The sequence below is a fragment of the Serratia sp. root2 genome, from assembly GCF_031931805.1.
In the GTDB taxonomy this organism is placed as follows: domain Bacteria; phylum Pseudomonadota; class Gammaproteobacteria; order Enterobacterales; family Enterobacteriaceae; genus Serratia; species Serratia inhibens.
In genome coordinates, this window is the sequence record NZ_JAUJXB010000001.1 from 2,452,440 (window position 1) to 2,471,799 (window position 19,360).

19 protein-coding genes and 1 riboswitch are annotated in these 19,360 nt (G+C 59.1%); of the genes, 6 read left to right on the forward strand and 13 right to left on the reverse strand.

What is annotated here, in order from left to right; genetic code table 11:
- Positions 1 to 10: 10 nt before the first annotated feature.
- The 3 genes from QZQ97_RS11325 to QZQ97_RS11335 are packed head-to-tail and all read left to right on the forward strand — an operon-like array spanning position 11 to position 4,064.
- Entirely contained in the window at positions 11 to 1,741 is a 1,731-nt protein-coding gene (locus QZQ97_RS11325; RefSeq protein ID WP_311993524.1) for an ATP-binding cassette domain-containing protein, read from the forward strand.
- Between the two features lie 50 nt (positions 1,742 to 1,791).
- A complete protein-coding gene (locus QZQ97_RS11330; RefSeq protein WP_442995190.1) occupies positions 1,792 to 2,946 on the forward strand; it encodes an ABC transporter permease in 1,155 nt (384 codons plus the stop codon).
- An 11-nt stretch (positions 2,947 to 2,957) separates the two neighbouring features.
- A complete protein-coding gene (locus QZQ97_RS11335; protein WP_311993922.1) occupies positions 2,958 to 4,064 on the forward strand; it encodes an ABC transporter permease in 1,107 nt (368 codons plus the stop codon).
- 167 nt (positions 4,065 to 4,231) lie between these two features.
- Here QZQ97_RS11335 and QZQ97_RS11340 read toward each other — a convergent pair whose 3' ends face one another.
- From QZQ97_RS11340 to moaA, 6 genes are all read right to left on the reverse strand, one after another.
- Positions 4,232 to 4,942 carry a Bax inhibitor-1/YccA family protein gene (locus QZQ97_RS11340; protein ID WP_033637508.1) on the reverse strand — a complete coding sequence of 237 codons (711 nt, stop codon included), beginning with the start codon at positions 4,940 to 4,942 and terminating at the stop codon, positions 4,232 to 4,234.
- A gap of 254 nt (positions 4,943 to 5,196) precedes the next feature.
- The gene (gene moaE / locus QZQ97_RS11345; protein ID WP_311993525.1) at positions 5,197 to 5,664 is read right to left on the reverse strand and encodes a molybdopterin synthase catalytic subunit MoaE; all 468 of its coding nucleotides are present in this window, start codon (positions 5,662 to 5,664) and stop codon (positions 5,197 to 5,199) included.
- Positions 5,665 to 5,666: 2 nt separating this feature from the next.
- Positions 5,667 to 5,912, reverse strand: coding sequence for a molybdopterin synthase sulfur carrier subunit (gene moaD / locus QZQ97_RS11350; protein WP_311993526.1), 246 nt, complete (start codon positions 5,910 to 5,912; stop codon positions 5,667 to 5,669).
- Positions 5,909 to 6,388 carry a cyclic pyranopterin monophosphate synthase MoaC gene (moaC, locus tag QZQ97_RS11355; RefSeq protein ID WP_013811962.1) on the reverse strand — a complete coding sequence of 160 codons (480 nt, stop codon included), beginning with the start codon at positions 6,386 to 6,388 and terminating at the stop codon, positions 5,909 to 5,911. The genes moaD and moaC overlap by 4 nt, the downstream gene beginning before the upstream one ends.
- Before the next feature lie 5 nt (positions 6,389 to 6,393).
- Positions 6,394 to 6,906, reverse strand: coding sequence for a molybdenum cofactor biosynthesis protein B (gene moaB / locus QZQ97_RS11360; RefSeq protein ID WP_311993527.1), 513 nt, complete (start codon positions 6,904 to 6,906; stop codon positions 6,394 to 6,396).
- A gap of 115 nt (positions 6,907 to 7,021) precedes the next feature.
- Positions 7,022 to 8,008 carry a GTP 3',8-cyclase MoaA gene (gene moaA / locus QZQ97_RS11365; RefSeq protein ID WP_311993528.1) on the reverse strand — a complete coding sequence of 329 codons (987 nt, stop codon included), beginning with the start codon at positions 8,006 to 8,008 and terminating at the stop codon, positions 7,022 to 7,024.
- A riboswitch (molybdenum cofactor riboswitch) is annotated at positions 7,995 to 8,138 on the reverse strand. (Overlaps the previous gene by 14 nt.)
- A 385-nt stretch (positions 8,139 to 8,523) precedes the next feature.
- Between moaA and yvcK the strand changes: the two genes are divergently transcribed.
- A complete protein-coding gene (gene yvcK, locus QZQ97_RS11370; RefSeq protein ID WP_311993529.1) occupies positions 8,524 to 9,441 on the forward strand; it encodes a uridine diphosphate-N-acetylglucosamine-binding protein YvcK in 918 nt (305 codons plus the stop codon).
- A gap of 1 nt (position 9,442) precedes the next feature.
- On the opposite strand, the gene QZQ97_RS11375 is transcribed toward yvcK, so the two are convergent.
- The gene (locus tag QZQ97_RS11375; protein ID WP_126527654.1) at positions 9,443 to 9,700 is read right to left on the reverse strand and encodes a VF530 family DNA-binding protein; all 258 of its coding nucleotides are present in this window, start codon (positions 9,698 to 9,700) and stop codon (positions 9,443 to 9,445) included.
- Between the two features lie 159 nt (positions 9,701 to 9,859).
- Entirely contained in the window at positions 9,860 to 11,872 is a 2,013-nt protein-coding gene (gene uvrB / locus QZQ97_RS11380; RefSeq protein ID WP_311993530.1) for an excinuclease ABC subunit UvrB, read from the reverse strand.
- A 1,295-nt stretch (positions 11,873 to 13,167) separates the two neighbouring features.
- On the opposite strand from uvrB, the gene QZQ97_RS11385 reads away from it, so the two are divergent.
- Positions 13,168 to 13,878 (forward strand): ATP-binding cassette domain-containing protein, encoded by a 711-nt coding sequence (locus QZQ97_RS11385; protein WP_119803970.1) that lies wholly within the window; start codon positions 13,168 to 13,170, stop codon positions 13,876 to 13,878.
- Between the two features lie 38 nt (positions 13,879 to 13,916).
- Here QZQ97_RS11385 and bioD read toward each other — a convergent pair whose 3' ends face one another.
- From bioD to bioB, 4 genes are read right to left on the reverse strand one after another with little or no spacing between them, the layout of a single operon-like run.
- The gene (bioD, locus tag QZQ97_RS11390; protein WP_311993531.1) at positions 13,917 to 14,591 is read right to left on the reverse strand and encodes a dethiobiotin synthase; all 675 of its coding nucleotides are present in this window, start codon (positions 14,589 to 14,591) and stop codon (positions 13,917 to 13,919) included.
- Entirely contained in the window at positions 14,584 to 15,351 is a 768-nt protein-coding gene (gene bioC, locus QZQ97_RS11395; RefSeq protein ID WP_311993532.1) for a malonyl-ACP O-methyltransferase BioC, read from the reverse strand. Before bioC ends, bioD begins: the two co-directional genes overlap by 8 nt.
- Positions 15,335 to 16,486: an 8-amino-7-oxononanoate synthase gene (gene bioF / locus QZQ97_RS11400; protein ID WP_311993533.1), complete on the reverse strand. Its 1,152-nt coding sequence runs from the start codon at positions 16,484 to 16,486 to the stop codon at positions 15,335 to 15,337. Before bioF ends, bioC begins: the two co-directional genes overlap by 17 nt.
- Positions 16,486 to 17,523, reverse strand: a complete 1,038-nt coding sequence (bioB, locus tag QZQ97_RS11405) for a biotin synthase BioB (RefSeq protein WP_062869967.1) — start codon at positions 17,521 to 17,523, stop codon at positions 16,486 to 16,488. The genes bioF and bioB overlap by 1 nt, the downstream gene beginning before the upstream one ends.
- Positions 17,524 to 17,613: 90 nt before the next feature.
- Here bioB and bioA point away from each other — a divergent pair, with 90 nt between their 5' ends.
- Positions 17,614 to 18,888 carry an adenosylmethionine--8-amino-7-oxononanoate transaminase gene (gene bioA, locus QZQ97_RS11410; protein ID WP_311993534.1) on the forward strand — a complete coding sequence of 425 codons (1,275 nt, stop codon included), beginning with the start codon at positions 17,614 to 17,616 and terminating at the stop codon, positions 18,886 to 18,888.
- A gap of 4 nt (positions 18,889 to 18,892) precedes the next feature.
- Here bioA and QZQ97_RS11415 read toward each other — a convergent pair whose 3' ends face one another.
- Positions 18,893 to 19,294 (reverse strand): YkvA family protein, encoded by a 402-nt coding sequence (locus QZQ97_RS11415; RefSeq protein ID WP_004941868.1) that lies wholly within the window; start codon positions 19,292 to 19,294, stop codon positions 18,893 to 18,895.
- Between the last annotated feature and the right edge of the window lie 66 nt (positions 19,295 to 19,360).

Sequence of the window (19,360 nt, forward strand, 5' to 3'; positions counted from 1 at the left end):
GGGGACGGTGATGGAACAGGTCATTGAACTGGAAGCGTTGGAAAAACGTTTCCCGTCGTTGGCAAAACCCGCGGTCGCCAGCCTGACCACCCGCCTGACCAGTGGCGCGGTCACCGGGCTGGTTGGCCCGGACGGCGCCGGTAAAACCACCCTGCTGCGCATGCTGGCCGGGTTGCTGAAACCCAGCAGCGGCTTGCTGCGCGTCGCCGGGTTGGATCCGATCGCGCAAGATCGTCAACTGCACGCCATCCTCGGCTACATGCCGCAAAAGTTCGGGCTGTATGAAGATCTGACGGTCATGGAAAACCTGACGCTGTATGCCGATCTGCGCGGCGTCACCGGCGATCTGCGCAAACAAACCTTCGAGCGGCTGCTGACCTTCACCGATCTTACCCGTTTTACCACCCGGCTGGCAGGCAAGCTTTCCGGCGGCATGAAGCAAAAACTCGGGCTGGCCTGTACGCTGGTCGGCCAACCGCAGGTGCTGCTGCTGGATGAGCCGGGGGTAGGCGTCGATCCGATCTCGCGCCGCGAACTGTGGCGCATGGTGCATGAGCTGGCCAACGACGGCATGCTGATCCTGTGGAGTACCTCCTATCTTGACGAGGCCGAGCAGTGCCGCGAAGTGCTGTTGCTCAATGAAGGGGAATTGCTGTTCAGCGGCGCGCCTAAAGATCTGACTCAGCGCATGGCCGGGCGCACGGTGCTGATCACGCCGCCCGCCGGCAGCCACCGCGCCCTGCTGCAACGGGCGATCTGCCTGCCTTCGGTCACCGACGGCGTGATCCAGGGGAAATACCTGCGGCTGATCCTCAAGCAGGGCGAAGATCACCGCCAGGTATTGCAGGCGCTGGATCTGCCGGACGCGGAAATGACGGAAGCAGATCCGCGCTTCGAGGATGCGTTTATCGATCTGCTCGGCGGCGGGCCAAACAGCAAATCGGCGCTGGCGGAGATCATGCCGACCGTCGAAGGTGAAAGCTCGCAAACGGTGATTGAAGCGCAGGGGCTGACCAAGAAATTCGGCGATTTTGCCGCCACCGATCACGTGGACTTCAAGGTACAGCGCGGCGAGATTTTCGGCCTGCTCGGCCCGAACGGCGCCGGCAAATCCACCACCTTCAAAATGATGTGCGGGCTGCTGGTGCCGACCGAAGGCAAGGCGCTGGTGCTGGATATGGATCTGAAAACCAGCTCCGGCAAGGCACGCCAGCACCTGGGCTATATGGCGCAGAAATTCTCGCTGTACGGCAACCTGACGGTGGCGCAGAACCTGAAATTTTTCTCCGGTGTTTACGGCCTGAGCGGCAAAGCGCAGCGCGACAAAATCAACGAGATGTCGACCGCCTTCAACTTTGGGCCAATCCTCAGCCAAACGCCGGATTCGCTGCCGCTCGGCTTCAAGCAACGGCTGGCCCTGGCCTGCGCGCTGATGCACGAACCGGACATTCTGTTTCTCGACGAACCGACCTCGGGCGTCGATCCCCTGACCCGCCGCGAGTTCTGGTTGCACATCAACGGCATGGTCGACAAAGGCGTGACGGTGATGGTCACGACCCACTTTATGGACGAGGCGGAATACTGCGATCGCATCGGGCTGGTGTATCGCGGCAAGATCATCGCCGCCGGCACGCCGGACGATCTCAAACAGCAGGTAGCCTGCGACGACAACCCCAACCCTTCAATGGAGCAGGCGTTTATCGATCTGGTGCAGGGTTACGATCGGGAGGAGCAGCCGTGAGCGAGAAAGTAGCCGTGAGCGAGAAAGCAGCCGTGAGCAAAAAAACGCCCCTGCACGAGAAAACAACCTCCACTGACGCCAGCGCTTTCTCCTGGCGACGGCTGCGTGCGCTGTGTCTGAAAGAGACGCGGCAGATCCTGCGCGATCCCAGCAGCGGGCTGATTGCCTTTGTGATCCCATTGATGCTGCTGTTTATCTTCGGCTACGGCATCAACCTGGATTCCAGCAAGCTGCGGCTGGGCATTTTAATGGAGCAACAGAGCGAAGACGCCCGCAATCTGGCCCACGCTTTCGCCGGTTCACCCTACATTGAACCGAGCATCAGCGACAACCGCCAACAGTTGATCCAGCTGATGCAGGCCGGGCAGATCCGCGGGTTGGTGGTGATCCCCAATGACTTTGCCCAACGTATGGCGCGGCCGCACGACAGCGCGCCAATCCAGATTATTACCGACGGCAGCGAGCCGAACACCGCCAACTTTGTCCAGGGCTATACCCAGGGCGTGTGGCAAATCTGGCAGCAGCAGCGCGCCACCGATCGCGGGCGCGAGGACAAGCCGCTGATTGACGTGCAGATGCGTTACTGGTTTAACCCGGCGGCCATCAGCCGGCACTACATCATTCCCGGCGCCATCACCATTATCATGACGGTGATTGGCGCGATCCTCACCTCGCTGGTGATCGCCCGCGAGTGGGAACGCGGCACCATGGAGGCCCTGCTCTCCACCCAGGTAACGCGCAGCGAACTGTTGCTTTCCAAACTGGTGCCCTACTACTTCCTCGGCATGATCGCCATGGTGCTGTGCATGGTGGTGTCGGTATTCGTGCTCGGCGTGCCCTACCGCGGTTCGCTGCTGATTTTGTTCGTGATCAGCAGCCTGTTCCTCGCCAGCACACTCGGCATGGGGCTGCTGATTTCCACCATCACCCGCAACCAATTCAACGCGGCGATGGTGGCGCTGAACGCCGCCTTTCTGCCTTCGATTATGCTGTCCGGCTTTATCTTCCAAATCGACAGCATGCCGGCGATCGTGCGCGCCGTAACCTATATCATCCCGGCGCGCTATTTCGTCAGCACGTTGCAGACGCTGTTTCTGGCAGGCAACGTCGGTACGGTGCTGATGATTAACCTGCTGTTCCTGATCGCCTCGGCGGTGGTGTTTATCGGCCTGACGGCCTGGAAGACCCAGCGGCGGCTGGATTAAGGAGCCAGATGATGTTTCACCGTCTTTGGACGTTAATCATTAAGGAAATGCAATCGCTGCTGCGCGATCCGCAGACCCGCGCCATCCTGATTTTACCGGTTATTCTGCAGGTGCTGCTGTTCCCGTTCGCCGCCACGCTGGAGGTGACCAACGCCACCATCGCGGTGTACAGCGAAGACAGCGGCCATGCTTCGGTAGAGCTGACCCAGCGCTTCGCCAAGGCGAAAGCCTTTTCGCACGTACTGTTGCTGCGCAGCCCGCAAGAGATACAAACCACCCTCGACAACCAGCGGGCACTGCTGCTGATCCGCTTCCCGGCGCAGTTCTCGCGCGATATCGCCAGCGGTACTACCGCCCCGCTGCAATTGTTGCTCGATGGGCGCAATTCCAACAGCGCTCAGATTGCCGCCAACTATGTGCAGCAGATTGTGCAGGATTATCAGAACGAGCTGATCGGTAACCGTGCCAAACCCAACAACAGCGAGCTGGTGGTGCGTAACTGGTATAACCCGAATCTGGATTACAAATGGTTCGTGGTGCCTTCGCTGATCGCCATGATCACCACCATCGGCGTGCTGATCGTGACCTCGCTGTCGGTGGCGCGCGAGCGCGAACAGGGCACGCTGGAGCAGTTGCTGGTGTCGCCGCTGACCACCTGGCAGATTTTTATCGGCAAGGCGGTGCCGGCGCTGATTGTCGCCACCTTCCAGGCCAGTATCGTGCTGCTGATTGGCATCTTTATGTACCAGATCCCGTTCGCCGGCTCGCTGCTGCTGTTCTACGGCACCATGCTGGTTTACGGGCTGTCGTTGGTGGGGTTCGGTCTGCTGATTTCGTCGCTGTGCGCCACGCAGCAGCAGGCGTTTATCGGCGTGTTCGTGTTTATGATGCCGGCGATCCTGCTTTCCGGTTATGTCTCGCCGGTGGAGAACATGCCGGTGTGGCTACAGGATCTCACCTGGGTTAACCCGATTCGCCACTTTACCGACATCACCAAACAGATCTATTTGAAGGACGCCAGCTTCGGCATTATCTGGCACAGCCTGTGGCCGCTGCTGGTGATCACCGCCACCACCGGCAGCGCCGCCTACGCCATGTTCCGCCGCAAAATGGCATAAAAAAGACTCTGCAATCGAGATCGCAGAGTCTTTTCATTCGCAGTAAATCCTATGGATTTCAAGCTGCGGCCAGGCGACCAGCTCGTGTATCCCCAGGAGCTTACTTAGGTAAGTGACTGGGGTATGCGAGCGCAGTCAACAACGCCGCGGCTTGAAAGACGACGGATTTAGCGACGGTTGCCGAAAATACGCAACAACATCAGGAACAGGTTGATGAAATCAAGATACAGCGTCAGCGCGCCGACGATGGCGTATTTGCGGAAGCTGTCTTTGTCATCGGCGTTCAGCTGCTCGCCCATGGCTTTCAGTTTCTGGGTGTCGTACGCCGTCAGGCCAACGAACACCACCACCCCGATATAGGTAATCGCCCACATCAACGCGGTGCTTTTCAGCCAGATGTTCACCAGCGAAGCCAGCACGATGCCGATCAGCGCCATAAACAACATGCTGCCGAAACCGCTCAAATCACGCTTGGTGGTGTAGCCGTACAGGCTCATCGCGCCAAACATGCCGGCGGTCACCACAAAGGTGCTGGCGATAGAGCTGTAGGTGTAAGCGATGAAAATGCTCGAAAGCGTCAGCCCGGTCAGCGCCGAATACAGCATGAACAGCGACGTGGCCACCGCGCCGCTCAGGCGGTTGACCATGCCGGAAATCACGAACACCAGCGCTAACTGAGCGATAATCAGGCCGAAGAAGGTGATCTGGCTGGAGAAGATAAAGTTGAGGATCGCGGGCGTGTTGGCCGCATACCAGGAAACGAATGCCGTCAACAGCAGGCCGCAGGTCATCCAGCCATAAACCTGCGCCATATAAGCCTGAATGCCGCTGTTGGCACGTTCAACGATTGAACCATTAGAGCGTGGATATCGGTCCATGACGGTTACCTTTTGCGTATGAAACAAGATTTCGAACCCCATGTACCCGTCGCCTTTCAAGCTACAGCGTTGTTACCTGCACTCGCTCACCCCAGTGACTTACTAAAGTAAGCGCCTGGGGATGAACGAGCTGGGTGCCTAGCTGTAACTTGAAATTCATAGGGTATCCAAGGGATTCGGCCTGCTATAAGCGTACCACAGAAAGCCTAAGCTGAAAGTTGCAAAGGTGTTGATTTGTTTCCGCTGTTGAAGCGTTATTTACTCGCATTATGCCAGCGTTCCGCCGCCTGACGATCGCTGTCGCGCGCGTCGACCCAGCGGTCGCCCTGCCCGGTCGCCTCGCGCTTCCAGAACGGCGCACGGGTTTTCAGGTAGTCCATGATGAATTCGGTGGCGGCAAACGCCATGCTGCGGTGCGCGCTGGTCACGCCGACGAACACAATCTCCTCGCCGGGAAACAGCTCGCCCACGCGGTGGATCACCGTCGCACGCTGCAACGGCCAGCGGCTGCGCGCTTCCTCCACGATCTCCGCCAGCGCTTTTTCGGTCATGCCGGGGTAGTGTTCCAGCGTCAACGCGCTGACGTCATCGCCCAGATTATGGTTGCGCACCTTGCCGGTGAAGGTCACGACGGCGCCGTCGTCATCGCACTGCGCCAGCCACTGATACTCATCGCCGACGCTGAAGGGCGCTGCGCCGACGCGGATACGGGTGTTTTCCACTGTTAACCTCCGGTTACCGGCGGAAAGAAAGCGACTTCATCGCCGGCGCGCAGCGGGTGCTCTGCCGCTACCAGCGACTGATTGACCGCCGTCAGCAATTTGCCGGATTCCAGCGCCAACGCCCAGCGTGCGCCGCGTTCGCACAGCGCCTTGCGCAGCGCCTCTACCGTGGGATAGTCCGCCGGCATCGACAAGTCGCCGGTGCCCACCAGTTCGCGCACTTGCGCAAAAAACAGAATGTTAATCATAGGTCCACCTTAAAATCACCGGATTTGCCGCCACTTTTCGCCAGCAGCCGCACCGGGCCGATCACCATGTCTTTCTGCACCGCTTTGCACATGTCGTAAATGGTCAACGCGGCGACCGAGGCAGCGGTCAGCGCCTCCATTTCGACGCCGGTCTTGCCGGTCAACCGGCAGCAGGTTTCAATGCGCACCCGGCTGTGTTCCGGTTGCGCCTCCAGTTGCACTTCAACCTTGCTCAGCATCAACGGGTGGCACAGCGGGATCAGCTCCCAGGTGCGTTTCGCCGCCTGAATGCCGGCGATGCGCGCCGTGGCGAAAACGTCGCCCTTGTGGTGGCTGCCGTCGATAATCATCGCCAGCGTGGCGGGCAGCATTTCGACAAAGGCCTCGGCGCGAGCTTCGCGCACCGTCTCCGCCTTGGCGGAAACGTCGACCATATGGGCTTCGCCCGCGGCGTTAATATGGGTTAACTGCGTCATGGCTCTTATTTCTTCAGATGTGGCTGGAAGTTGCACGGGCGGTGGCGCGCGTCCAACTGCTCTTCAATAATGCGTTCCCAGGCAGTGCGGCAGGCGCGGGTCGAACCCGGCATGGCAAAAATTACCGTCCGGTTGGCGATACCGGCCAGCGCGCGCGACTGGATAGTGGCGGTGCCGATTTCTTCGTAGGACACCATGCGGAACAGCTCGCCAAACCCTTCGACCTCACGGTCAAACAGCGGCAGCAGCGCTTCCGGGGTGTTGTCGCGGGCGGTAAAACCGGTGCCGCCGGTGATCAACACGGCCTGTACGCCTTCATCGGCAATCCATGCGGAAACCCGCGCGCGGATCAGGTATTTATCGTCTTTGACGATGGCGCGATCCACCACCCGATGGCCCGCCTCCTGCGCCGCTTCCTGCAGGTATTGGCCTGAGGTATCTTCCGCTTCGCCCCGGCTGTCCGAGACGGTCAAAATGGCGATGTGCGCCGGAATGAATTCACTGCTGGCATGGCTCATTGTTAACGATGCTCCTCTTCGTTGGATACCCGATAAATTACCTGCCGTTATCCTCAAGATAACGTCGGGGCACCGCATGCAGCCCACAACGCTGCGGCTTGAAATATGCCGGGGGTTATCCGCCGATAAACGACAGGTTCTGGGTAATGCCGCTGTTGTTCTGATGCAGGAAATGGGTCTGCTTTTTGCTCATCAGCCCGCCCTGAATACGTTGCTTCAATTCTTCGAGCTGAGCGTCATCCGCCAACAGATCGCGCAGCGTGATGCCTTGCTCGCCGAACAGGCACAGGTGCAGGTTGCCGATGGCGGAGACCCGCAGCCGGTTGCAGCTGGCGCAGAAATCTTTTTCATACGGCATGATCAACCCCACTTCCCCCTGATAATCGGGGTGGCTGAACACCTGCGCCGGACCATCGCTGCGGCCGCGCGGTTGCCGTTGCCAGCCCTGCTGCTCCAGCTGCAAACGAATCACTTCGCCGGACACGTGATGCCGGCGAAACAGCTCACCGCCCTCGCCGGTTTCCATCAGTTCGATAAAACGCAGTTGGATCGGGCGGTCCTTGATCCAGTGCAGAAAGGCGCCCAGTTGCTGATGATTGACGTCACGCATCAGCACCGCATTGACCTTGACCTTGCTGAACCCGGCGGCAAATGCGGCATCGATGCCGTCCATCACCTGGCGGAACTTGTCCTGGCCGGTAATGGCGTGAAACTGGCGGGCATCCAGGCTGTCGACGCTGACGTTAATCGCCGTCAGACCGGCGTCGCGCCACTGGGCAACGTCGCGCGCCAGGCGGTAACCGTTGGTGGTGACCGCCAGCGTTCGGATGGCCGGGTTTTCGCGCACGGCGGCAATGATCTCGGCAAAATCGCGGCGCAGCGAAGGTTCACCACCGGTAAGGCGGACCTTTTCAGTGCCCAGTTCGGCAAATGCGCGGCTGACGCGCCGGATCTCATCCAGCGACAGGAAGGTTTTCGGGCTGCCGCCAGGTTGGTAACCGTCAGGCAAGCAGTAGGTGCAACGAAAGTTGCACACGTCGGTGATCGAGAGGCGCAAGTAATAGAACTTACGCTCATAAGCATCAATGAGTTGCGGCACCATAACACCTTTCCAAAGTCGGGAGATGCGAGCGTTTCCACTCTGCACCCTGGTGGCTGACTTCGCCACGGCCCAAGCGCCATATTGTTCGCAGGAACAACGTAGGCCCAGAGGCTAGGAGTTTTGGTCTCAGTTCCCGCTGCTTGAATAGCCGGAACGAAACCGTGGTTTTCACCAGAATACTAGCGCTAAATAAACGCGATAGCCAACTCGCAATTTCGCTATATAACTGTGTATACAGCGATTTTACGTGGCTGCGAGCCTGGTTAACCATGATAAACGTCCCTTGCGCAGGCGAATTGACCAGAATCACGCAAATGACACTCTTTTGCCCTAAATAATTGGCGTTGCCTCCCGACGGCAAGAGCGGGAACCCCCAGGAGCTTACTCAAGTAAGTGACTGGGGTAAGCGCTTGCAGCCAACACAGAGGCAACTTCAAGTATGACGGGTATGTCGCGTTTTTACGCCAGATCCGCTATTTTATGCGGGTAGTTTCAGCCCCTTTGTAAGGAAATTTATGCGTAATCGTACCCTGGCCGATCTCGATCGGGTGGTGGCATTAGGTGGCGGCCACGGTCTTGGCCGCGTGATGTCTTCCCTGTCGTCTTTAGGCTCCCGTTTAACCGGCATTGTTACCACCACCGATAATGGCGGTTCTACCGGTCGCATCCGCCGCTCGGAAGGCGGCATTGCGTGGGGCGATACCCGCAACTGTCTCAATCAACTGATCACCGAACCGAGCGTCGCCTCCGCGATGTTCGAATACCGCTTCAGCGGCAACGGCGAGCTGTCGGGGCATAATCTCGGCAACCTGATGTTGAAAGCGCTGGATCACCTCAGCGTGCGCCCGCTGGAAGCGATCAATCTGGTACGCAGCCTGCTGAAAGTGGACGCGGCGCTGATCCCGATGTCCGAGCAGCCGGTAGATCTGATGGCGCACGACCACGAAGGCCACCAGGTTTACGGTGAGGTGAACATCGACCAGCTTACCCATATGCCGCAGGAACTGATGCTGTCGCCGCACGTCCACGCCACGCGTGAAGCGCTGGATGCCATCGCGCAGGCCGACGTGATCCTGATTGGGCCGGGCAGTTTTCTCACCAGCCTGATGCCGCTGTTATTGCTCGACGATCTCACCCAGGCTCTGCGTCGCAGCAGCGCCAATATGATCTACATCGGGAATTTGGGGCGCGAACTGAGTGTCGCGGCGGCGGCATTGTCGCTGAAAGACAAGCTGGAGCTGATGGAAGAGCGGATTGGCCGCAAGATGATTGATGCACTGATTGTCGGCCCGGCGGTGGATACCGGGGCGGTGCTGGATCGGGTGGTGATTCAGCAACCGCTGGAAGCCGCCGATATTCCTTACCGTCACGATCGTCAACTGCTACGCCAGGCGCTGGATCAGGCGCTGATAGAATTGGGTACTCGAGCCTGATTTAATCGCGCCCGCGCAGCCACGGGTTGTCGCTGGCGGCACTGTTGACCATATCGATATAGAGATCTTCCACCTGCTTGCGCGCCCACGGCGTGCGGCGCAAAAACTTCAGGCTGGACTTGATGCTGGGATCGCTGCTGAAACAGTTGATGCGAATGCGTTCGGCCAGCCCTGACCAGCCATAGCTCTCCACCAGCTTAGTTAAAAGTTGTTCCAGAGTGACGCCGTGCAACGGGTCTTTGGACGGGCGTTCGGTCATGGTCTTTGGCTCGCGTTAGTCAATTGGCCGCACACCATAATCAGCTTTGGCACAGGCGACAAGAAATTTATCCCCTTCGTCTTTCAAACTGCAACGTTGTTGGCTGCAGCTTGAAATCCATTGGGTATGAACCTGAACAACATCCGGTGTCCTAACGACTCACGAGATGGCGATAAACTGCTCGCGCAGCTGATGGATTTCGTCACGCAAACCGGCGGCCAGCTCGAACTCCAGGTTCTGCGCGTGAGTATACATCTGCGCTTCCAGCTCGCGGATTTTCTGATCCAGCGCTTTTGGCGTCAGGTGTTGATACTGGTCGGCGCTTTCTGCGGCCTTGCCCTTCCCTCGGCCCTTGCTGCGGTTGCCCGGTTGGCCCAGTTGCAGGATATCGGACACCTTCTTGTTCAGGCCTTTAGGCACGATGCCGTTTTCTTCGTTGAACGCCTGCTGCTTGGCGCGGCGGCGTTCGGTCTCGCCAATCGCCTTGGCCATCGAGTCGGTGATTCTGTCGCCGTAGAGGATCGCCTTGCCGTTGAGATTACGCGCCGCACGGCCGATGGTTTGGATCAGGGAGCGTTCGGAACGCAGGAAACCTTCCTTGTCAGCGTCCAGAATCGCCACCAGCGACACCTCAGGCATGTCCAACCCTTCGCGCAACAGGTTGATGCCCACCAGCACGTCAAACTCGCCCAGACGCAGGTCACGAATGATTTCGACGCGTTCCACGGTATCGATGTCCGAGTGCAGATAGCGCACGCGCTCGCCGTGCTCTTCCAGGTATTCGGTCAGATCTTCCGCCATGCGCTTGGTCAGGGTAGTGACCAACACGCGTTCCTTGACCGCCACCCGTTTGCGGATCTCGGAGAGCAGATCGTCCACCTGAGTGGTGACCGGCCGTACTTCCACTATCGGATCCAGCAGCCCGGTAGGCCGTACTACCTGATCAATAATATCGTCGCCGGATTTCTCCAGCTCATATTTGCCCGGCGTGGCGGACACGTAGATAGTCTGCGGTGCCAGCGCTTCGAACTCTTCAAAACGCATCGGGCGGTTATCCAGCGCCGACGGCAGGCGGAAGCCGTATTCCACCAGCGTTTCCTTGCGCGAACGGTCACCTTTGTACATACCGCCGATTTGCGGAATGGTCACGTGCGATTCATCGACCACCAGCAGGCCATCCGCCGGTAAATAGTCAAATAGCGTCGGTGGCGGCTCACCCTCGCGGCGGCCGGACAAATAGCGCGAATAGTTTTCAATGCCGGAGCAGTAGCCCAGTTCGTTCATCATCTCCAGATCGAACTGGGTGCGCTGCGTCAGACGCTGTTCTTCCAACAGCTTGTTGTTGGCCAGCAGCACCTTGCGCCGCTCGGCCAGATCCACCTTGATCTCTTCCATCGCCTGCAGGATCCGCTCGCGCGGCGTCACGTAGTGCGACTTCGGGTAAATGGTGAAGCGCTGTACCACCTGCTCGATCTGGCCGGTCAGCGGATCGAACAGCGAAAGCCGTTCGACTTCTTCATCGAACAGCTCGATGCGCAGCGCCAGCTCGTCCGACTCTGCCGGAAAGATGTCGATCACCTCGCCGCGCACGCGGAAGGTGGCGCGCTGGAAAGCCTGATCGTTGCGGGAATATTGCAGCTCCGTCAAACGCCGCAGGATCGAACGTTGATCGATGATCATGCCCTTGGTCAGGTGCAGCATCATCTTCAGATACAGCTCCGGATCGCCCAGGCCGTAGATTGCCGACACGGACGCCACCACCACCACGTCGCGGCGTTCCAGCAGCGCTTTGGTGGCTGAAAGGCGCATTTGTTCGATGTGCTCGTTCACCGCGGAGTCTTTTTCGATAAAGGTGTCGGAGCTGGGGACATAGGCTTCCGGCTGGTAGTAGTCGTAGTACGAGACAAAATACTCGACCGCATTCTCGGGGAAGAACTCTTTCATCTCGCCATACAGCTGCGCCGCCAGCGTCTTGTTTGGCGCCAGCACCATGGTCGGCCGGTTTAGATCGGCGATGACGTTGGCGACGGTAAATGTCTTGCCCGAACCGGTAACGCCCAGCAGCGTTTGATGCGCCAGGCCGTCTTCCAGGCCCTCTTCCAGCTTGCGGATGGCTTCCGGCTGATCGCCGGCCGGTTTGAAATCGGAATGCAGTTTGAAAATTTTACTCATTGACTCGGCTACCCTGTGGAGATGCGCGCGCTCAGGCGGCCATGGAGCGGATGCTCGACGAATGGCCCCTAATTATGGAAAGCCCCGGCGATTTTCGCCAGTGCCTATGATACTGGATATAAAACCAGCTTCAAGCGATTCGTTGCTCAAGAGAACGCATCCCGCTATTGACCCCGGCGCCGACGCGCACGTCAGCGGGGCGTGGATGCACCGGCAGGGTTACAGCCGCGTGACATTTTTATTGTCAATAACTGATTTATCCCCAAAATCCGTCAAAAATTAACTTATTGATAGCACTGCGGTGAAAAATCATACATAGCCACTGCGTCAATACAAAGGCGTATTGATTTTAGTTAATTTATTGATATAAAACACAATTAATAAAAAGATGAGAATGCGGCCAACGGGAACAGAACCCGCGCCCGCTCTCGCTTTAAACCGCTTTTCTAAATCTAATGCACAAGGTTATCCACAGGAATAGTGGATAACTCCCACCGCCCCGCCCGTGACGGGAGTTGCAGAAAGAACGCTTTTTGGCGTTTCGACTCTCCGAAACGGCTTTTTTAGTTATTTTTTCACAAAAATATCGCTTTGTTTATGCCGATTAATGCTAAACAGCCCCATTGCCAAAAACACATTTATCCCATTATTGCACTCATGTGCTGCATCTTGCCGCAACCGGTAAAATAGTTTGCACCATCACTTTTCCTCACGGCACTGCAACAGTGCAAAAATCGTCCGCGTTAACTTTCCGCCTCATTTTCATCCCGGCCGCCGAGCCAGCCCACGCCTGCCAAATGGTTAACATAGCAATAACATTCCTCTTTTTTTCCGGATTGAAAAAGTTGGCCTGAGAGTTGCAATATCGTTTAACGGCAAAAGTGCGACCGGGTGGAATATCCGTGCCGATATGGCACGAATACCTGCTCTTCGCTCTGCGCCGGCATGGGGTTAAATAACTGGCAATGCCGCGATAAAGGCGAGAGAGCACTGATAAACTGCCATTAACGGTCATTTTTACCTGTAATTACTTTGTTTTTCCTGAACCTGAACTACCTCGTTAAAGGTAGGCATGCAGCATTTTGTTCTGGACATTAAGACACTCGGGAAAGAAACCGCCAAGGCGGCTCAAGCAGTAAGGAGTGGATAACGCAGGGAAGCAGACGTTTGATTGCCGTTCCTGCGCAGATACCGCCCGGTGAAATCGGTGCGGTCTTTAACAGGAACGCGTTACGCCTGCGCCCATAAGGGCGCACATCCACGAGTGGAATACGGGTCTTTGAGGAGAGTGCCGGATGTTGAGTTTAAGGTCAGTGAACCAGTTCTACGGGCAAAATCATACCCTGTGGGACATTAACCTGGAGTTGCCGCGCGGCCAGTGCACGGTGCTTATCGGTCGTAACGGCGTGGGCAAAACGACGTTGGTCAACTGTATTATGGGGCATTTGCCGGTAGTCAGCGGCAGTATGACCTGGCAGTTGGCGGACGAACCGCCGCAAAACCTGCTGCAACAGCCGATGGAAAACCGGGCCGCGCTGGGCATAAGTTACGTGCCGCAAGGGCGGCAAATCTTCTCTCAGCTCAGCGTGGAAGAGAACCTGCAGGTGGCGCTGATGGCCGGCCGGGACAAAACCCGGCGCATTCCGCCGCTCATTTACAGCCTGTTCCCCAACCTGCGGGAAATGCGCAGCCGCCGGGCCGGTGATTTGTGCGATGGCGAGCAGCAGCAACTGGCGATTGGTCGTGCTCTGGTGCTGGAGCCGGAACTGCTGATCCTCGACGAGCCGACCAGCGGAGTACAACCTTCGATCGCCGCCGATATCGGCAATGCGATCCGCAAGCTGAACCGCGAGCTGGGCATGACGATCCTGCTGGTGGAACACAAGTTGCCGTTCGTACGCCGCGTGGCGGATCGTTTTTGCCTGATGGATCAGGGCCGCAGTGTGGCGAACGGCACGCTGGAGCAGTTGGACGAGGAGTTGATCAATGCCTATCTGGCAGTGTAGAAAGTGGAGGTGGGGGAATGTCATTTCCCCCGCCCCATTTACAGCAGACTCAAATCCAGATATGCCCCCAGCGCCTGCCGCTCAGGTTGCGGCAGATGCGGGATCTCCCCCAGCAATGGCGCAGGCAGCATACGGCGCAGCGTAGCCAAATATTCCTGATGACGGCGGCCCGGTGCGGTGACGTCGTTGGCAATCCACCCGACAAGCTGCAACCCCGCCTGCTGGATCGCCTGCGCGGTCAGCACGGCATGGTTAATGCAACCCAGTTTGATGCCCACCACCAGGATCACCGGCAGTTGCTCCCGCTGTACCCAGTCGGCGAAGGTATGCTGCTCGGAAAGCGGCGTAAACCAACCGCCGGCACCCTCGATTAACAACCAGTCGGCCCTTTGTTCCAGGTGACGCAGACCGGCGGAAAGCTGGGCCAGCTCGATTGGCCGCCCCTCGTCGGCACTGACAATGTGCGGCGAAGTCGGTTCGGCAAACACATAAGGATTCACTTCCTCGTAGCTCAGCGCCACGCCGCTGTTGGCCTGCAATGCCATCGCGTCGCCGTTGCGCAGCCCCTCGGCCGTCATGTCGCTGCCGGAAGCGACCGGTTTGTAACCGGCCGTGCGATAACCCGCCGAATTGGCCGCCTGCAACAAGGCGCTGCTGGCCACGGTTTTACCCACTTCGGTATCGGTGCCGGTGACGAACCAACGCTTAATCACGATAAATCACTCCATAAACCAGATGATAACTGAGCGGGAATTGCCCCCCACGCCGCGGATAGGTAGCCTGCAAGGCGGCAAGCCGCCGACGGGACAGCAAACCGGCTTCGCGCCCCTGATGCAAATGGGTGGCGCCAATCCCCTTGAGCGATCGCATCAGCGCCATCACATCAGGATAATGCAGAGTTTGCCGCTCCGTCTCCAGACGGTAGCGATAGCCGGCGCAGGCCGCGTCGATCTGCGCCAGCGGCAGAAAGTCGTTCACGTGACGCTCGCCGTCGACCTGCTGCCAGGCGTCGCCCAATTCCGCCAGCGAGCCTTCCGCCAGCGTAGAAAACAGAATCACCCCACCCGGCCGGGTGACGCGGTACAGCTCCGCCAAAGCGCGCGGTAAATCGCTGCACCATTGCACCACCAGGCTGCTGAAACAGATATCCACCGCGGCCGCAGGCAGCGGCACATTTTCGATATCCCCCAGCAAATAATGGTCCGCAGCCTGCTGCTGGCGGGCGAATGCCAGCATGCCCGGCGCCAGATCGAGCGCGGTAACCTGCTTCCCCAATTCGCGCCAGCGGCGGCTGAAGTGCCCGGTGCCGCAGCCTGCGTCGAGCAACTGTTCGCCCCGATGCTCCGCCCCCATCCCCAGCAAGCGCTCACCGACGTCACGTTGCAGTACCGCCGCCGAATCATAACTGCCTGCCGCACGGCTGAAGGCCGAGGCTACCGCCTGTTTGTTGACCGGCTCAAAGGCTGACGTCATGCAATACCTCCAGCAGGCGATCGATATCCTGCGGCTGATGCGCCGCCGTCAGGGTAATGCGCAGGCGCGCGCCGCCCGGCGGCACCGTTGGCGGCCGAATGGCGCTCACCCACAATCCCTGGCCACGCAGCTGCTGCGCCAGATCGAGCGCACGCTGGTTGTCGCCCACCAGCAGCGGCTGAATGGCGGTCACCGACGCCGTCAGGGCTAACGGTAACTGGGCCGCACCTTGGCGGAAGCGCTGAATATTGTCCTGCAGCCGGGCGCGCAATTCGTCCCCCTGCTGGATGCGCTGCAACGCCGTCTGCAAGGCGCAAGCCTGCGCCGGCGGCATGGCGGTGCTGTAAATCAAATGGCGGGCAAACTGCAGCAGATATTCCGCCGTGGCCTCGTCGCACAGCACCGCCGCGCCGCTGACGCCAAAGGCTTTGCCAAAGGTGACCACCAGCAGTTCGGGCCGCACGCCCTGCTGCCAGCAACTGCCGCGCCCCTGTTCGCCGTGAACGCCGATGCCGTGCGCGTCATCGACCATCAGCCAGGCCCCCGCCGCTTGGGTCAGGCGATGCAGCTCCGCCAGCGGCGCGCTGTCGCCGTCCATGCTGAACACCCCTTCGGTCACCGCCAGCATCTGGCCACCGCAGGATTTTGCCAGCAAGCCGGCCAGCGCCTGCGGCTGATTGTGGCGAAAGCGACGCAGCTGGGCCGGTGAATGGGCGGCCGCCTCCAGCAGCGACGCGTGGCTGAGCCGGTCCGCCAAAATGCGATCGTCCGCCTGCATCAGCGCCGCCAGCAATGCCTGATTGGCGGCATAGCCGGAGATAAACAGCAGCGCGCGCGGGTAGCCGAGCCACTCCGCCAGTTGCTGTTCCAGCGCCTGATGCGCCGCACAGAACCCGGTGACGTGCCCGGAGCCGCCGCTGCCGACGCCATACTGCCGGGCGCCCTGCTGCCAGGCGGCGATCACCTGCGGATCCTGGCTCAAACCCAGATAGTCGTTGCCGGAAAAGTTCAGGTAGCGCTCGCCGTTGAGCTGAATATGGCGGCCATTGCCGCCCTGGTTCACCTGGCGACGACGGTAAGCGGCATTCTGCTGCCTCTCCTCCAGCGCCTGTTCAATACGTTGTTGCCAGCTCATTACAGCGCCGCGTTGTAAAACTCAGCGGTATCGGCATGCAGCAGTTGCTCCGCCAGTACCTGTTGCTGCTGGTTGTCGCCATGCTCGGTTTCAGTCTGCTGCGGGTTGAGGCCCAGCTTGCGGAACAGTTGCAGGTCTTTGTCTTCTTCCGGGTTTGGCGTGGTCAGCAGTTTGCAGCCGTAGAAGATGGAGTTGGCGCCGGCCATAAAGCACATTGCCTGAGTCTGCTCGTTCATTTGTTCGCGACCGGCGGAAAGGCGGACGTAAGAGGCCGGCATCATGATGCGCGCCACCGCGATGGTGCGGATGAAATCGAACGGATCGACATCATCGTTATCCGCCAGCGGCGTGCCTTTTACCTTCACCAGCATGTTGATCGGCACGCTCTCCGGCGGCGTCGGCAGGTTAGCCAACTGTACCAGCAGCCCGGCGCGGTCACGCACCGTCTCGCCCAGCCCGACGATGCCGCCGGAGCAGACTTTAATGCCCGCCCCGCGCACCTTGTCCAGCGTGTCCAGACGTTCCTGATAGCTGCGGGTGGTGATGATGTTGCCGTAAAACTCCGGCGAGGTGTCCAGGTTGTGGTTGTAATAATCCAGCCCGGCGTCCGCCAGCCGTTCTGCCTGGGTGTGGTCAAGCGTGCCCAGCGTCATGCAGGTTTCCATGCCCATCGCCTTCACCCCTTGCACCATCTGTTGCAAATAAGGCATATCGCGCTCGTGCGGATTCTTCCATGCCGCCCCCATGCAGAAGCGGGTCGAGCCATTCGCTTTGGCCTTGCGCGCCGATTCCAGCACCTGTTCCACCTGCATCAACCGCTCCGACTCAAGACCGGTTTTGTAGCGAGAACTCTGCGGACAGTATTTGCAATCTTCCGGACAGGCACCGGTTTTGATTGATAACAGCGTGCTCACCTGCACCTGGCGCGGGTCAAAATGCCGGCGGTGAACGGTCTGGGCTTCAAACAACAGCTCAAGTAACGGTTTATCAAACAAGGTCTGGGCGAGACCCACTGTCCAGTGAATGCGATCGGCCATCACGGCGTCTCCAAAAATGAAAAAAGTGTCGTCAGTGTAGATATTGTGGATATACTGTCAACCATTACGAACATGATTTGGTTTACAAGTATGTCTATCAGCGCCTCCGACCTTGAATTCGACCAGCGCCACATCTGGCACCCTTACACGTCCATGAGCCATCCGTTGCCCTGTTACCCGGTAGAAGCCGCCAGCGGCGTCGAGCTGCAATTGGCCGACGGCAGGCGCCTGGTAGACGGCATGTCATCCTGGTGGGCCGCGATCCACGGCTATAACCACCCTCAGTTGAATCTGGCCGCCACCCGGCAACTGGAAAAAATGTCGCACGTGATGTTCGGCGGCATTACCCATCCCGCCGCTATCGCGCTGTGCCGCAGGCTGGTGGAGATGACGCCGGAGGCGTTGCAATGCGTGTTTCTGGCGGACTCCGGCTCGGTGGCCGTCGAAGTGGCGCTGAAGATGGCGCTGCAATACTGGCAGGCGCGCGGAGAGCGGCGGCAACGTATTCTGACGCTGCGTCACGGCTATCACGGCGATACCTTCGGCGCGATGTCGGTGTGCGATCCTGACAACTCGATGCACAGCCTGTATCAGGGGTATCTCGCGCCGCACCTGTTCGCCACCGCACCGCAGTGCCGTTTTGACGAACCCTGGAATGAAAGCGACATTGCGCCGTTCGCCGCGCTGCTGGAACAGCACGCCGGGGAGCTCGCTGCGGTGATCCTGGAACCTGTGGTGCAAGGCGCGGGAGGGATGCGCATCTATCACCCAACCTATCTCAAGCGGGTGCGCGAACTTTGCGACCAGCACCAGGTGCTGCTGATTGCCGATGAAATCGCCACCGGTTTTGGCCGGACCGGCAAGCTGTTCGCCTGTGAACATGCGGAGGTGGTACCGGATATTCTCTGCCTGGGCAAGGCGCTGACCGGCGGTTATATGACGCTGTCGGCCACTCTGACCACCCGCCACGTTGCGGAAACCATCAGCAATGGCGCGGCGGGCTGCTTTATGCACGGGCCGACCTTTATGGGCAACCCGCTGGCCTGCGCGGTGGCCGAAGCCAGCCTGTCGTTGCTGGCGGAAAACCATTGGCAGCAGCAGGTCGCCGCCATCGAAACGCAGCTAAAACAGCAGCTATTGCCGCTCCTGTCGCTGCCAAAAGTGGCGGATGTGCGAGTGCTGGGGGCGATTGGCGTGGTGGAAATGCGCGAGCCGGTGGACGTGGCGCAGTTGCAGCGCGGGTTTGTCGAGCGCGGGGTGTGGATCCGGCCATTCGGCAAGCTGATTTATCTGATGCCGCCTTACATCATTCAGCCCGATCAGCTCAGCCGATTGACGGCCGCAGTAGCGGCAGCGGCGAACTAGGCGCTTACCAGTGCTGGTCCAGATAGCGGGCCAGCAACACCAGACACAGCACCCACAATAAAATGATCATCACCGCCGCCATGCGGCCGGTGGGATTATCGATACGCCGTTGCGCCTTTTCCCGCAATTCCGCCATCAGCGGCTGGGGGATCAGACGCACCGCCAGCATGATGCCCAAAGGCACGATGATCACATCATCCAGATAGCCCAGCACCGGGATAAAATCCGGGATCAAATCGATAGGCGACACCGCATAACCCGCCACCAGCAGGGCGATCAATTTGGCGTACCAGGGCGTGCGCCGATCGCGAGCCGCCAGCCACAGCGCATAGATGTCGCGCTTGATACCCTTGGCCCAACGACGCAGCCAACCAAACCACGGCGTGCGTTTTTTGAATGAAATCATGATTGCTTTTATCGATCTGTGAATTATTGATGTCGCATATGTAGCTTCTGCGTTAACGAGGATAAC